This is a genomic window from Dehalococcoidia bacterium (assembly GCA_035310145.1).
Lineage (GTDB): Bacteria > Chloroflexota > Dehalococcoidia > CAUJGQ01 > CAUJGQ01 > CALFMN01.
Genome location: DATGEL010000044.1, coordinates 73,879 through 88,355, shown reverse-complemented (window position 1 = coordinate 88,355; position 14,477 = coordinate 73,879). Strand labels below are relative to the sequence as shown.

Annotated in this window: 12 protein-coding genes and 1 pseudogene; 6 read left to right on the top strand and 7 right to left on the bottom strand. The window is 68.3% G+C overall.

What is annotated here, in order from left to right:
* Positions 1-102: 102 nt before the first annotated feature.
* On the top strand, positions 103-1,617 hold the full coding sequence (locus tag VKV26_09360) for an MFS transporter (GenBank protein HLZ70098.1): 1,515 nt from the start codon (positions 103-105) through the stop codon (positions 1,615-1,617).
* A gap of 63 nt (positions 1,618-1,680) precedes the next feature.
* Positions 1,681-3,060, top strand: coding sequence for an MmgE/PrpD family protein (locus VKV26_09355; GenBank protein HLZ70097.1), 1,380 nt, complete (start codon positions 1,681-1,683; stop codon positions 3,058-3,060).
* Here the strand turns inward: VKV26_09355 and VKV26_09350 are convergent.
* From VKV26_09350 to VKV26_09335, 4 genes and pseudogenes are all read right to left on the bottom strand, one after another.
* A pseudogene (locus VKV26_09350) lies at positions 3,053-3,850 on the bottom strand (PPK2 family polyphosphate kinase). The gene VKV26_09355 and the pseudogene VKV26_09350 sit on opposite strands and share 8 nt — an antisense overlap.
* A 54-nt stretch (positions 3,851-3,904) precedes the next feature.
* Positions 3,905-4,201: a hypothetical protein gene (locus VKV26_09345; GenBank protein ID HLZ70096.1), complete on the bottom strand. Its 297-nt coding sequence runs from the start codon at positions 4,199-4,201 to the stop codon at positions 3,905-3,907.
* 272 nt (positions 4,202-4,473) lie between these two features.
* Complete coding sequence (locus tag VKV26_09340) at positions 4,474-5,295, bottom strand: hypothetical protein (protein HLZ70095.1); 822 nt, start codon at positions 5,293-5,295, stop codon at positions 4,474-4,476.
* A gap of 289 nt (positions 5,296-5,584) precedes the next feature.
* On the bottom strand, positions 5,585-6,148 hold the full coding sequence (locus VKV26_09335) for a DsbA family protein (GenBank protein ID HLZ70094.1): 564 nt from the start codon (positions 6,146-6,148) through the stop codon (positions 5,585-5,587).
* Between the two features lie 296 nt (positions 6,149-6,444).
* Here VKV26_09335 and VKV26_09330 point away from each other — a divergent pair, with 296 nt between their 5' ends.
* The gene (locus tag VKV26_09330) at positions 6,445-7,302 is read left to right on the top strand and encodes a hypothetical protein (protein HLZ70093.1); all 858 of its coding nucleotides are present in this window, start codon (positions 6,445-6,447) and stop codon (positions 7,300-7,302) included.
* On the opposite strand, the gene VKV26_09325 is transcribed toward VKV26_09330, so the two are convergent.
* The 3 genes from VKV26_09325 to VKV26_09315 all read right to left on the bottom strand — a co-directional run bounded on the left by VKV26_09325 (position 7,299) and on the right by VKV26_09315 (position 11,076).
* Positions 7,299-8,225, bottom strand: a complete 927-nt coding sequence (locus tag VKV26_09325) for an ABC transporter permease (protein ID HLZ70092.1) — start codon at positions 8,223-8,225, stop codon at positions 7,299-7,301. The two genes, VKV26_09330 and VKV26_09325, sit on opposite strands and share 4 nt — an antisense overlap.
* Positions 8,226-8,323: 98 nt before the next feature.
* A complete protein-coding gene (locus tag VKV26_09320; GenBank protein ID HLZ70091.1) occupies positions 8,324-9,268 on the bottom strand; it encodes an ABC transporter permease in 945 nt (314 codons plus the stop codon).
* Positions 9,268-11,076 (bottom strand): ABC transporter substrate-binding protein, encoded by a 1,809-nt coding sequence (locus tag VKV26_09315; GenBank protein HLZ70090.1) that lies wholly within the window; start codon positions 11,074-11,076, stop codon positions 9,268-9,270. The genes VKV26_09320 and VKV26_09315 overlap by 1 nt, the downstream gene beginning before the upstream one ends.
* 362 nt (positions 11,077-11,438) lie before the next feature.
* Between VKV26_09315 and VKV26_09310 the strand changes: the two genes are divergently transcribed.
* The 3 genes from VKV26_09310 to VKV26_09300 all read left to right on the top strand — a co-directional run bounded on the left by VKV26_09310 (position 11,439) and on the right by VKV26_09300 (position 14,272).
* The gene (locus VKV26_09310; protein ID HLZ70089.1) at positions 11,439-11,624 is read left to right on the top strand and encodes a superinfection immunity protein; all 186 of its coding nucleotides are present in this window, start codon (positions 11,439-11,441) and stop codon (positions 11,622-11,624) included.
* A gap of 52 nt (positions 11,625-11,676) precedes the next feature.
* Positions 11,677-13,053, top strand: a complete 1,377-nt coding sequence (locus VKV26_09305; protein ID HLZ70088.1) for a Rieske 2Fe-2S domain-containing protein — start codon at positions 11,677-11,679, stop codon at positions 13,051-13,053.
* Positions 13,054-13,171: 118 nt separating this feature from the next.
* Complete coding sequence (locus VKV26_09300) at positions 13,172-14,272, top strand: amidohydrolase family protein (protein ID HLZ70087.1); 1,101 nt, start codon at positions 13,172-13,174, stop codon at positions 14,270-14,272.
* Positions 14,273-14,477: the final 205 nt, after the last annotated feature.

Genomic DNA, 14,477 nt, shown 5'->3' with positions numbered 1-14,477 from the left:
GCGGAAGCGCACTGTGAAGCGCAACCTCCGCACACCTGGCGGAAGCTTTCCGCGCCGATCGGACGGCACGGACGCTGGATTCCGCACCGAACCGGGGTGGCGATGGCCCACGGCGGCAACGCGCTGACGGCGCCTCCGGCCCCGGCGCGCGCCGGCTCCGCGCTGCGCCCGCCGTCCCGACGGTATCTGATCTTCTCCGTGATCGCGCTGGCGCTGCTGATGGCCTCGATCGATTCGACGATCGTGGCCGTGGCGCTCGAGGCGATCGGCAAGAGCCTGCACACCAGCGTCGTCTGGGAAACCTGGACGATCACCGCCTACCAGCTCGGCCAGTTGCTGGTGTTGCCCGTGGCCGGCAAGCTCAGCGATGAGTGGGGGCGCAAGCGCGTTTTCCTCGGCGCGATCGTCCTGTTCACCGGCAGCTCGCTGCTCTGCGGCATGGCGCCGAACGTCTACGTGCTGGTCGTCTGCCGCCTGGTGCAGGCGTTGGGCGGCGGCAGCTTCATCCCCTCCTGCACGGGCATCGTCTCCGACCTGTTTCCGCAGAGCCGCGCCCGCGCCATCGGCCTCTTCACCAGTATCTTCCCGATCGGCGGCCTGCTGGGGCCGAACATCGGCGGCGCCGTGGTGGACCATCTCTCCTGGCGCTTCGTCTTCTGGGTGAACGTGCCGCTCGGGCTGCTGGTGATCGCGCTCACCGCCGCGCTCTACCGCGACGAGGGCCGCGCCACCGGCGAGCGGCGCCGGATCGACTTCGCCGGCGCGGCGCTCTACGGCGGCGCGATGATCATGCTGCTGTTCGCGCTCACCTGGCTTGGCGAGAGCGCCAACGCCCTGCGCAACCCGTTGGTCTGGCTGCTGCTGGCGAGCGTGCCGCTGCTGCTCGTGCTCTTCTTCCGCACCGAGAGCCGTACGGCCGACCCGGTGATCGCGCCCGTGCTGCTCAAGCACCGCCCCTTCCTGGCGGCGAATCTCTACAACTTCTGCTTCGGCGCCGGCGTCTTCGGCGTGATGGCCTTCCTGCCGACCTACTTCCAGAACCGCTACGGCGTCTCCGCCACCCTGGCGGGGGCGCTGCTGACGCCGCGCGCCATGGCGATGATCGTCACGTCGACGCTCTGCTCGATCTTTATCATTCGCCTGGGCTACCGCCTGCCGATGGTGGCCGGCATGTCGCTGCAGGCGCTGGCGATGCTGCTGCTCAGCCGCGGCCTCACGCATGTGTCGCTGCTCGGCGTCGGCGTGAGCGATGTCGTCTGGCTCAGCATGATCACCGCGCTGATCGGGCTGGGGCTCGGTATCTCGCAGCCGGCGGCCAACAACGCCGCGCTCGATCTGTTGCCGGGCAAAGTCGCCGCCGTCACCGGCATCCGCAGCACCTTCCGCCAGTCGGGCGGCATGATCGGCACGGCGATGATCCCGCTCGTGCTCAGCCGCGATCCGCACAACGTGGCCGGCGGCCTGGAGCATGTGTACATCGCCTACGTCGTGCTGTATCTGCTGTGCATTGTGCTGGCGTTCTTCATCCCCGATCGTGCCCGCGAACGCCGGCAGGGCGCCCCGCCGCGGACGGAGGAACCGGCCACGCTCGTGCCACGGCCCGTGGCGGCGGAGTAGGCCGCGCGGGTGTACGCTCTACGCGCAGACGGATCGGGTCGAAGCGATCGGGGGAGTGCGGCCATGGAGATCACGCGGGGCTACGCACGCTTCATCGGCGAGACGGGATACGAGCAGTTGGGCGACGACGTGGTGACGGCAGCGAAGCGCGCCGTGCTCGACACGCTGGCGGCCACGCTCGCCGGCTCCGTGGAGCCCGCCGCCCGCATCGCGCTCGAGCTGGCGCGGGCGTTGGGCGGCAGCCCGCAGGCGACGGTGATCGGCGCCGGCGAACGGGTCAGCGTGGCGCAGGCCGCGCTGGTGAACGGCGTATCCGGCCACGCCCTCGACTACGACGACGTGAACTATTCGCTGAACGGCCATCCCAGCGTACCGGTGCTGCCGGCGGTGCTGGCGCTGGCCGAGCACTTGGGCGCCAGTGGACGCGCGGCGCTGCGCGCCTTCGTGCTCGGCTTCGAGATCGAGTGCAAGCTCGGCCGCGCCCAGGGCGCCAGCCACTACGCGCGCGGCTGGCACGCGACCTCGACCCACGGCACGGTCGGCGCGGCGGCGGCCGCGGCGGCGCTGCTGAGCCTGACCGAAAAGCAGACCGTGATGGCGCTCGGCATCGCCGGCAGCATGGCCGCCGGCTCGCGCCAGAACTTCGGCACGATGACCAAGCCGCTGCACCCCGGCCGCGCGGCGGAGGCCGGCGTCACGGCGGCGCTGCTGGCGCAGCGGGGCTTCACGGCGGACGAGACGATGCTCGAAGCGCCGCTCGGCTTCATCCGTCTCTTCTCGCCCGCCGAGGACCACGACCCGACGCAGGCGCTGGGGAATCTCGGCGCCCCCTGGGACATCCTCGCGCCGGGGATCGCCGTGAAGAAGTATCCCTGCTGCTACAACACGCACCGCGCCCTCGATGGCGTGCTGGCGCTGCGCGACGAGGCGGGTATCGCCGCGGAGGACGTGGCCGCGGTCGAGATCCTGCTGCCGGAAACGTCCGCCGCGCCGCTGATCCACCCGCGGCCGCAGACGGGCCTGGAGGGCAAGTTCTCGATGCAGTACTGCGTCGCGGCGGCGCTGCTCGACGGCGCCCCGCGGCTCGCCACCTTCAGCGACGCCGCCGTGCAGCGACCCGCGGCGCAGGCGCTGCTGCGGCGGGTGGAGATGCGTGCCGGCCCGGCGCAGGCGCAGATCGCCGGCGGCCGCACCGAGGTGGCGCTGACGTTGCGCGACGGCCGTACGCTGCGGCGCGGCGTGGACGAGCCGCGCGGCTCGGGCGAGAGCCCGCTGTCGTGGGAGGAGCTGGCGGAGAAGTTTCGCGATTGCGCCGCCGTGGCGCTGCCGGCGGCCGCGGCGCGCGAGGCGCTGGAGCGCATCGCATACTTCGAATCGCTGCCGGATCTGCGCGGGCTGATGGCGCTGCTGGCGGCGCCGGAGCGCGTGGGCGCGGCTAGCTGAGCCGGCGCTTCAGCTCCTGCGCGTCGAACGCCGGTTTGGGCAACTGCAGCGGCAGCCGTTCCAGCGCCTCGATCAGCAGGCGCGTGACGGCGTAGTTGCGGTACCACCTATGGTCGGCCGGCACGACGTACCAGGGCGCCTGCTTGCTGCTGCAACGGGCGATCGCCTCCTCGTACGCCTCGCGGTAGGCGTCCCAGCGATCGCGCTCGGCGAGGTCGTTGGGGTCGAACTTCCAGAGCTTGTCGGGCGCGTCGAGCCGCGCCTCAAGGCGCCGCTTCCGCTCCGCCTTGCTGATGTGCAGATAGCACTTGAAGATCGTCGTGCCGCCGGCGGCCAGCAGCGCCTCGAAGGCGTTGATCTGGCCGTAGCGCTCGCGTCACACGGCCTCCGGCGCCAGCCTGTGCACCCGCACCACCAGCACGTCTTCGTAATGCGAGCGGTTGAAGATGCCGACGCAGCCGTGCGGCGGCGCCTGCCGGTGCACGCGCCAGAGAAAGTCGTGCCGCAGCTCCTCCATCGTGGGCGCGGCGAAGGCGGCGAGCCGGGCACCGAGCAGGCTGAGCCCGCCGGAGAGATGCTTGACCGTGCCGTCTTTGCCGGAGGTGTCCATGCCCTGCAAGACGAGCAAGAGGGCGTGGCGGCCGTCGACGTGCAGCCGCTCCTGCAGCTCGCGCAGGCGCAGCAGATCGGCCGCCGCGACCTTGTCGGCAAACGGCCGCGTGTCGGCGGGGTCAAGATCCTCCAGATCAACGCGCTCGCCGGGCTTCACCAGCCAGGGCGGTGCGTTCATGCCGCGTCTCCCCGGCGATGTGATGCTCGCCCAGCCGGCACGGGGCGCGGCGGATCAGGCCGCCGCGTGCGCCAGCGGCTCCCCGGCCGGTTGCAGATCCAGGCTGAGCTGCTGCCCCTCGCGCGCCAGGCGCTGGCGCAGCCCCTCCACGTGCTTGCAGGAGGCGCGGTTGGTGAAGCCGGGGCAACTGCACGCCTGTGTGCCGTCACGGTCGACGAGGATGTAGCGGCGGTGCGGGTTCGTGCGGCTGCGCGCGGTATAGACGCCGGGGCGGTTGGTGACCCGGCGGATGTAGATATGTTCGTCGTGGGCGCGGGCGATGGCCCGCGCCTGCAGTTCTGCGGTCGTCATGGTAGTTGGCCTGCCGTCTTCTCGATCTTTGCCCGGCTCCGCCGCCGGACCCAGCGCTGCGTCTTCGATGCACAGCCATTATACCATAACTAGCGCACATGTTCGAATAAGGGGACGAGGAACGAGGAAACAGGAACGAGGAACGAGACAGCCCTCGTCGCCAGCCACTCGTTCCTCGTTCCTCGCCTGACGGGGCGCGCGAACGGGGCGGCAGGTAGCGCCGCCCCGTTCGCATCGCGCGTCGTGCCCCACGCGCTGAGAATTCCGGCTGACTACTGCATCGTCACCGTCGCACCCGCGGCGGAGTAGACGAAGGCGCCCTGGCCCGGCTGCAGCGTGGTGGTGTTGCCGTTGCTGTAGCTGTTGGCCACCGGGTCGAAGGTGTAGACCGCATCGGCGCCGCTGACCGTCACCGCCTTGTTCGCGGGGTTGCCGATCATGGCGAACGAGTTGGCGGGCACGGAGACCGTGGCGGGCAGCGTGGAGCTGCCGCTGATCGACACCGTGGTGGTCGCGCCGAAGAAGGCCCAGTAGCCGGCGCCGGCGGTGATGCCGGTCGTGTTCGAGATCGTGGTGTAGTTGCTGGCGCCGCCCGGCAGCGTGTAGAGGGTGGCGGCCGCCTGCGGGAAGGTCATGCCCGCCGGTCCGCCGACGATGTTCCAGCCGGTCTGATAGGTCACGGTGGGGCCGCTGGGCGTGGGCGTAGCGCTGACGGTCAGGTTGAGCTGCACCGGCGAGCCGGCGATCTGCGGCACCGTCGTGGTCTCGTTGGCGGCCTGGCCGTTGACTTTGAAGCTGAGGGTATTGCCCGGCGTGGCGCAGGCAGCCTGGCTGCTGTCGATATCGACGAAGTACTGCGTGCCGTTGTACACGCCGTTGCCCGAGGCGGTGCCGCAGAGCGCGCTGCCGCTGTAGGCCGTGACGACGGCGCCGCTCGGCGCATTCTGGCCATTGATCTGAATGCCGCCGTAGACGCGGGCGGCGGGCGGTGTCTGCTGCGCCCGGGCCGTGGGGCTGCCACCGCCGATGAGTGTGACGGCTGCTGTTGCCGCCACCAGGACCGCGGTTCCGACCAGAGAGCGGGTGAGGGACATACTTCGCTTCCTCCCTGCAGCTGCTGCTGTGTGCTCGCGGAGTCTGGCTGAAACGACCGGATGAGCGGTGCGGGGCCTGCTCCGCTGGCTGCCTGCTCTGTTCAACGCCCCGGTCGTGACGATCGTTCCACGCACGGGCGTACGGGGACATAATTCCAGTAGCCGGGTTATACGATAACACGGGATCGTAAGGATCGAGTACTCATTATGGCGAACGGCGCGGGCCACACACTTTTGCACGCCCCGCCGGGCGCGCGCCCTCCCGCACGCGGCAGCCCGTGCGGCGCCGCTACCCGCCTTCTCTGGCCAGCAGCCGACGCGCCACGTCGGCGAAGACCTCATAGTCCTGGGCGCCGACCATCAGGAAGCGGTTGTTGAAGACGAAGGCGGGCGTGCCGGTAATGCCGTTCGTCTGCGCCCAGGCGGTCCAGTCATCGACCTCGGCGGCGTAACGCTGGTCGCTGAGCGCGGCGCTCAGCGCCTCGGTGTCGAGGCCGGCGCCGCGCGCCACCGCCAGCAGCGTCTGGCGGTCGCCGATGTCCTGCGCCTCTTCGAAGTAGGCGTGCAGCAGGGCGCGATGGAGGGCGTTAAAGACCTCTGGCCCGGCGGCGCGGGCGAACTCGCCGGCTTCCAGCGCCAGCCGCGAGTTGGAGACGAAGCGTTTCTGCTTCATCTCGAGGCCCGCTTCCGCCGCCAGCCGTTGCAGATGCTCGTGGACGGCGGCGCGCCGGCCGCTCGACGCGGGGTCAATGACCCTTCCCTCCGGCGGCGTCTCCGGGTGCAACTCGAACGGCACCCAGTCCACATCGACCGGGAACTCGCGCTGCAGTTGTTCGACCCGCACGAGGCCGATCAGGCACCACGGTCAGATGTAGTCGGAGACCACCAGCAGGTGCAGCCGCCCCGGCGTCTGGCGTTCGGTCAGATCGGCGATTGCCGCGTCACTCATGCCCGCAGTATAGCGCCGGACGAGGAGATGGGAGCCAGAGGCGAGGGGCGAGGGCAGTCTTGTTCCCGTTTCCTATTTCCCCGTTCCGCTTTCCTGCTTCGTCGTTCCTCGTCCCTCAGCCGGTATACTGTGCGGGAAGCGGCGGAGTGGGGCGGGCGGGGCGGGCGGGCCGTGCAGCCCGCGGGAGAGGACGAGAGCGCATGGGCACCACCTGGGTGAAGGTCGGTTACGGCAGCCTGCTCGGGCTCGTGCTGGCGCTGACGGCCGGCTTCGGGTCGGCCATCTTCATTTCCGAGCCGCGCCTGCCGCAGCCGGTGGGCGTGACCTTCCAGCAGCTCAGCGGCAACACACCGGACGCCGAAACGGCCCGCGAGGCCAAGCAGATCGACGGCTACTTCGGCGACGTGCAGAACTTCAAAGGCAAGTACCCTGACTACCAGCGCAACATCTTCATCGCCTTCGCCGTCGCGGGGTTGATCTTCGCGATCATCGGCGTGGCGCTGCCCGCGATCGTCAACTACCTGCGCTTCGGCTTTTTGATCGGCGGCGGCCTGCTGCTGGCGGCGGGCGCCTGGTTTGTGATTCAACCCGTGCCGCTGGGCACGGAGAACCCGTCCGGCATTCTCACCTTACTGGTAGTCGGCACGCCGGCGGTGCTGGACACCGCGGCGCGCTTCCTGCGCTTCGCCATCGCCCTGGTCGGCGTGCTGCTGCTGCTGTTCGTCGGCCTCTGGCGGCTCACCGAGTGGTCGACGGCCACGTCGGCGCCGGCAGGCGCCGCCGCCGGCATGGCGGCGGCACCACCGCCCGGGCCGTCCTCGATCGCCGCGGCGACGGCGTCGGTGACTTCTGCGCCGCCCCCGGCAGAGTCGCTCAAGTGGGCGAGGCCGGACGACCGCTCCGCGGCCGACTTTCAGCCCGCGGACGCGCCGCAGCCCGCCCGCGTGATCGAGCACGTGCCAGCCTCGCCGGAGCCCGTTACCGTGGAGGCGGCGCCGGCCGGCGCCCCGACCAGCGCGACCGAGGAAGGCACATCGAGCAGCCAGGCTGGCGCTTAACGCCCGCCGCGCAGGCGTGGGTCGAGCAGGTCGCGCAGCGCGTCGCCCAGCATGTTGAACCCGAAGATCGCCAGGCTCAGCACGACACCAGGGAAGATCGCCAGCCACGGCGCCTGCACCATGAACTGCCGCGCCTGGCCGCTGAGCATGTTGCCCCAGGTCGGATTGGGCGGCGGTACACCGAGGCCGAGGAAGCCGAGCGAGGCCTCGGCCAGGATCACCGTGCCCAGGCCGAGCGTCGCCAGCGTAATCGCCGTGGCCGTCACATTGGGCAAGACGTGCAGCAGGATGATACGCAGGTCGCTGGCGCCCATGGCGCGCGCCGCTTCCATATATGTCTGGTTACGCACGGCCAGCGTAGCGCCGCGCATGATGCGCGAGTTGCCGGCGATGCCGAAGAAGGCCAGCGCGAGGATGACGTTGTTGAGCGTGTTCCCCCAGATCGCCACGATCAGCAGGATCAGGACTAAGCCGGGGAAGGCGATCATCGCATCGACCAGCCGCTGCACAACGGTGTCGACGATACCGCCGAAGTAGCCGCTGACCACGCCGATCGCCGTGGCCAGCACGATCGAGAAGAGCACCGCCAAAAAGCCGACCTTCAGCGAGACGCGGGCGCCGTAGATGATGCGGCTGTAGATGTCACGGCCCAAATTGTCGGTGCCGAACCACCACGTGCCCGACGGGCCAAGCAGCTTGAACTTCGGATGGATCTCGGCCGGCGGATAGTTCGCCAGCAGCGGCGCGAAGATCGCCATGACGATCAGCGCGAGGATGATGATCCCGCCCGCCAGCCCCAGCGGCTTGGTGCGCACCAGGCGAATCAGCGTATCAAGCCAGATCGAGCGCGAGCGCACGCCGCGGCCCTCCGCCGCGAGCGGCGCCACACCGGGGCCGGGCCGGGCGCTGGTTTCCTGTGCCATCGCTGCGGGCAGCGGGCAGCGGGCCGCGGACGGCGGTGAAAACCGCCGTCCGCGCCTGCGCCGCCCTGCCCTATCCTCCTGGATGCATCGCCTGGTGCTCAGGCGTAGCGGATGCGCGGATCGAGCAGGCCGTAGGCGAGGTCGACCAGCAGATTCGTCGCCACCACGATCAGGGCGATGAAGAAGACCACGCCCTGGAGGGCCGGGTAGTCGCGGTTGAGCACCGCATCGTAGAAGAAGCGGCCCACGCCGGGCACCTGGAAGATCTGTTCGAGAATCACGGTGCCGCCGAAGATCAGCGCCACCTGCAGGCCCACGATCGTGACCACGGGGATCATCGCGTTCTTGGTGGCGTGGCGCACCAGCACGGAGCGCTCGCGCAACCCCTTGCTCCAGGCGGTGCGGATGTAGTCCTGCCGCACCACGTCCAGCATCGCCGTGCGGGTGAGCCGCATCACGCCGCCGGCCAGCGTCGTGGCGAGGCAGATCGCCGGCGCCAGATAGTAGGTGAGGTGATCGAATGGGTGCGACCAGCCGACGTAGGTCAGCGGCGGCGACCATTTCCACCAGATCAGCGGGAAGGTGAGAATCAACGTCGCCACCCAGAACGAGGGCAGCGAGATGAAGGCCACCGCCGCCGTGCGCGCCACGTAGTCCGCGAGCGTGTCCTGGCGGATGGCGCTGAGGATGCCGACCGGCACCGCCAGCACCACGCCGAAGAAGACCGCCATCAGCCCCAGCTCGGCCGTGATCGGGAAGCGGCGGCGCAGCTCCGAGGCCACGGTCTGCTTCGTCCAGAGCGAGCGGCCGAAGTTGCCGTGCAGCACGCCGCCGATCCAGTCCTTGAACTGCACCGGAATCGACTTATCGAGGCCAAGCTGATGGCGCAGCAGGTGCTCGTCGGCCGCCGCGTAATTATTCTGATGCGCCATCAGCGTCACCACGTCGCCCGGCAGCAGGCGGATGATCGAGAAGGTGGCGATCAGCACAAGCATCACCGTGATCAGGGCGTAGATGATGCGGCGGACGATGTAGTCGAGCATTACTTGTCGATCCAGACCGTCTCGACACGGCCGTCGTAGAGATCCTGCGGAAAGAACCAGCCCTTCACATAGGGCTGCGTGAACAGGTGCAGGTTCGCCGTATACAGAAACGCCATCGGGAAGTCCTGCACGATCATCTTCTGCGCGTCCTGCACGATGGGGAGCCGCGCCTGCGGATCGACGGTGATGCCCTGCTTGTCGATCAGATCCCAGATCTGCGTGTTGCCCCACTTGTAGAAGGTGGAGGTGCGGCCGAAGTAGGAGGAGAGGTTCTCGTCCGGGTCGGGGCTGTTGAGCGGCGTGTGGTGCGACATGCCGTAGTCGTAGGCGTAGGTCTTGTTGTAGTACTCCGCCAGTTGCATCGGCATCAGCGAGACCTTCTTCAGGCCCAGGTTCTTCTGCAACTGAGCCAGGATCACCTCGCCCACCTGCTGGTCGATCGAGGTCTGGTTGGCGAAGATGATCTGGTCGGAGAAGGTGTTCGGGTCGACGCCGGACGCCTTCAGCATGTCCAGCGCCTTCTTCGGATCGAAGCCGGCCAGCTCGCTGGTGAGTGCCCAGGGCTTGTAGATCGGCAGGATCGGCCCGAAGGTCAGGATGCCGTCGCCCTTGCCGTTGAGCGAGTAGACCGTGTCCAGCACTTCCTGCTTGTCGATCGCCTGCACCAGCGCCTGGCGGAAGCGGATGTCCGTGTAGGGCGCCTTCTGCATGTACTTCTGGCCGTCCCAGGGCTGGGTGCGGAATTCCTTCCAGAACTGGCTGGGCACCGCCTGGCTGTTGGCGCCCTTGACCGAGTCCGAGGCCTGCTTGGCGTAGTTGAACTGCAGCGCCCCCGCGTCGAGGTTGCCCTGGACGAACTGGTTGAGCTGCGCCTGCGGGTCGACCACGTACTTGATCGTCAGCTTGTCGACGTAGGGCAGCGCGTTGCCCGCCGCGTCCTTGCGGAAGTAGTTGGGGTTCTTGTGCAGCGTGGTTTGGACGTTCTTCTCCCACGAGTCGAAGATGAACGGCCCCGTGCCGATCGCATTCGCCGTCAGGTCGCCGAACTTCTCCACCGCCTCATGCGGCACGATCACCGTCCACGGACTGGCGATGTAGCTCATGAACGGCGCGTACTGCGCCTTGGTCACGAACTTGACCGTGTACTTGTCCACGACCTGGATGCTGTCCAGCTTGTCGCGGAAGTAGTAGCCGTGCTGGAACTTGCCGGGGTCGTTCGTCGCCTGGCGCTCGATGCTGTACTTGACGTCGTCGGCGGTGAACTCGCGCGGGCCGACGGGCTGCACGTCCTGGAACTTGACACCCTGCTGCAGCTTGAAGATGTAGGTCTTGTCGTCGGGCTGCTCGGGCATCGCCACGGCCAGGTCCGTGGTGATCTTGGTCAGGTCGGGCGTGAACTTCATCACCGCGTTGTAGACGTTGTCGGCGATCGCCGTGCAGAAGGGGAAGGTGTCGAAGTGCGGGTCGAGCGTGCGCGGCTCGCCGCCGTTCAGGACGACGAATGTGCCCCCTTTCTTGACGTTCGCGGCGTTGGCGCCGGGCGCCAGCGGCACCACGGTCGCGGTAAGCGCGCCGACCTGGCCGCCGGTGTTGGCCTGCGTGGGCGCCTTGTTGCCGGCGGCCGGGCTGGCGGCGCCGGCAGCGCTGCTTGCCGCCGGCTTGTTGCTGGTCTTGTTGTTGTTCGAGCTGCCGCAGGCAGCCAGACCCAGCGCCGCGGCGCCGCCGATGCCCGTGCCGAGCAGCCGTCGCCGCGAAAACTGGCGGTTCGCCAGCCGCAGCCAGTAGTTCTCCGAGCGATCATCGCCCATCGCGCGCTCCCTCCCTATCGGCGCGACGAACCGTTCCGCCGCAGCCACGCCGTGGCGCGAATCAGCCTCCGAGCAAGGCGTCACATTCTGCGCCCGGCGAGCCGAGTATTAGGCGGTCGTTGCTGAAGAGCAATCGATATGTCCAGATTGCAACGGAATAGCTAGATGGACCCGACCAATCATGCTGATTCCGCCAAGCGCGACCCAACGGGCCGTGACGGCGTGCGCGTCCGTCGCCGCCACGGTGCTTGACGGATCCGCCGGAGGATCACAGGATCCGGACAGAGGCCACGAGAGCAGGTGTGCATACAGGAGCGCAGCTCAGCGCCGGCGCTGCGGGCGCAGGGCAAAGGGATAGGGCGATGAAACTGCCGGCGATCCTCGCGGCGGCGGCCGGGATCTATCTGCTGCCCGCCGAGCTAGCCTACGCGCGGCGTCATCGCAACCGCGGCGCGCTGCTGATGCTGAACCTGCTCGGCGGCTGGACGATCGTGGGCTGGGCGATCGCGCTCATCTGGGCGCTCTACCGCGACCCGTCGTCGCACTGACGTGCTGCCCCATCGGCGCCGCGGGGCAGCCGGCGCTGAGAAGGAGAAACTGATGGTTCAGCAGAAGCAACGTACCGGCCGTGCCGCGCCCCCCGCCGATCTGCCGCTCGACCGCAACGGCGACATCCCGCGCCTGGTGGGCGACATCCGCCACCTGGTGCCGAAGCTGGGGCTGCGCGAGTACTGGTACCCCGCGCTGCCGGCCTCGCGCGTGGGCAAGCGCCGGCCGGTGCAGGTGCGCATGCTGGGCGACGACATCTGCTTCTTCCGCGGCAGGAATGGCAACGTCGCGGCGATCGGCGATGTCTGCCCCCATCGCGGCGCCCGCCTGTCTGAGGGCGACTGTCATTACAAAGGCACCGTCGCCTGCCCCTACCACGGTTGGGTCTGGGACGAGCAGGGCAAGAACGTCGCGGTGCTTTCCGAGGGGCCGCAGTCCGGCGTCTGCGGCAAGCCGGGGTCCGAGGCGCGCGTCTATCCGACGAAGACGCTGAAGGGCGTGGTCTTCATCTGGATGGGCAGCGAGGAGCCGGCGCCGATCGAAGAGGACGTGCCCGAGGAGTTCTTCGATCGCGGCGCCTGCATCTTCTTCAACGACCAGATCATGTGGCAGACCAACTGGGAGGTCGGTCTCGAAAACTCGATGGACTCGCACGTCGGCTACCTGCACCGCGACGCGCTCACCGGGCTGCTCTCCGCGCCCAATTCCGGCGCGCGGCCGGCGCAGGGCTCCAAGATCGCCTTCACCGGCAACGGCTTCCGCAACGCCGGCGGCCTCACCTTCCAGCCGCAGCCACAGGACGTCTATCCAAACGGCTGGCGCTGGCCGAAGCACATGTTCCGCGCCAAGTGGATCTGGGCCTTCCGCTGGTTCTTCGAGCGCACCTGCGTGCCTGCGCCGCCGCCGAAGACGGTGCGCTGGAGCAGCGGCCACCGCCTGCCCGGCATGTTCCGCGCCGGCGGCTTCGTGGCGCCGCCGAAGCCGGACACGAACGGTACGAACGGCGTGGCGTCCGTGAGCAACGTGGGGCCGATGTCGGTGCGGCGGCGGGTCAACGGCCTGTTCGGCTTCTACACACGGCAGACCGTGCCGGTGGAGGAGTGGCTCACCCGCGTCTGGTACTTCCACTACACGCGGCCGCAAAGCAAGCTCCAGCTCTTCTGGTTCCGGCTGCTCTACTGGTCGATTTACCGCTGGCTGTCCGAGTACAACTTCTCGCAGCAGGACATGAGCGTGATGCTGCACCAGGTCTACGACTGGCCGGAGAAGCTTTCGGGCACCGATGCCGAAGTGATCCAGTGGCGCAAGCTGGTGGTGACCAAGCACTTCGGCGGCCGCAACGCGGCGTTCGACTTCCGCTCGACGGAGGGCCTCTCGCAGGACGAGGCGCCGGACGCGCACATGTTCAGCGACATGCTGACGGAGTAACGAGGAACGAGGCAGGCGAGGAAATAGAATTGAGAAAATAGGAAACAGGGATGCCGGCAAGCCGCTCGTTCCTATTTCCTATTTCCTGATTTCTATTTCCTCGTAAGGAGAACCCACCATGCCAAAGACGATCATGTCGGCCGATTCGCACGTGCTGGAGCCCGGCGACCTCTGGACGAAGCGCATGCCGGAGAAGTTCCGCGAGCGCGCGCCGACGATCATCCACGAGAACAAGGGCCAGAGCGGCGACTTCCTCTTCTGCCCGCCGCTGCCGCCCTTCAACGTCACCAGCCTGGGCAGCGCCGGCATTCCGCCCGCCGAGCTGGAGAGGTTCGCGTTCGGCGGCTACAAGGTCTGCCGGCCGGGCGGCTGGGATCCGGCCGAGCGCGTCAAGGACATGGATCTGGACGGCGTCGACGTCGAGATCTTCTACTGCGGCCTCGGCATGTTCTTCTTCAGCCACCCGGACGACGAGTTGCAACGGGCGATCATGCGCGCCTACAACGACTTCGCCCATGAGTACGCCTCGCACAGCCCGAAGCGGCTGCTGCCGGTGGCCAACGTCTCGATGACCACCGTCGAAGACGCGCTGGCGGAGACGGAGCGCTGCGCGAAGCTCGGCTTCAAGGGCGTCTTTATCTCCAACGACCCCGCGCCGGAGCGGCGCTACGACAACCCGATGTGGGAGCCGTTCTGGACCGCCTGCGAGGAGATGGACCTGCCGATCAACATCCACATCCTCACCGGCCAGCGCGGCACCGGCCTGAGCGAGCGCATCATCGCCGACTACATGAAGCTGCACACCTACGCCGTGGCCTCGATTCTCGACATGATCACCAGCGGCGTGTTCGAGCGACATCCAAACCTGAAGGTGATCTCGGTCGAGAACGACATCGGCTGGCTGGCGCACCATTTGAAGCGGCTCGAGCACGCCTCCAACCGCTTCGGCGCCCGCTATCCGGCGATGAAGATGAACGCCGCCGACTACTGGCGCCGCCAGGTCTACGCGACGTTCCAGGACGACGTGCCCGGCGTGCGCACGCGCGACTTAATCGGCACGGACCGGCTGATGTGGGGCTCGGACTATCCGCACTTCGACTCGACCTTCCCGCACTCGCGCGAGCAGATCGCCAAGAACTTCGCGGGCGTGCCCGAGGCCGACATGGCGCAGATCCTCGGCGTCACGATGGCGAAGGTCTACAACCTCAACGCAAACTGACGCGGCCGGCCCTCACCTCATTTCACATACCCCTCGCCCAATCCTGGGCGAGAGGGGAGCTCATGGGTTGGACCATTCCAGCGAGCGTCGGGTCAGGCGGCGCGCCGTGAATCGCGCCCACCGGCACGCGGGGCGGTTCACGAACCGTCCGCACCATGCCTGGCAGCCCGGAGCCCTCTGGATCGCTTTCTGCTGGATCGCCCCT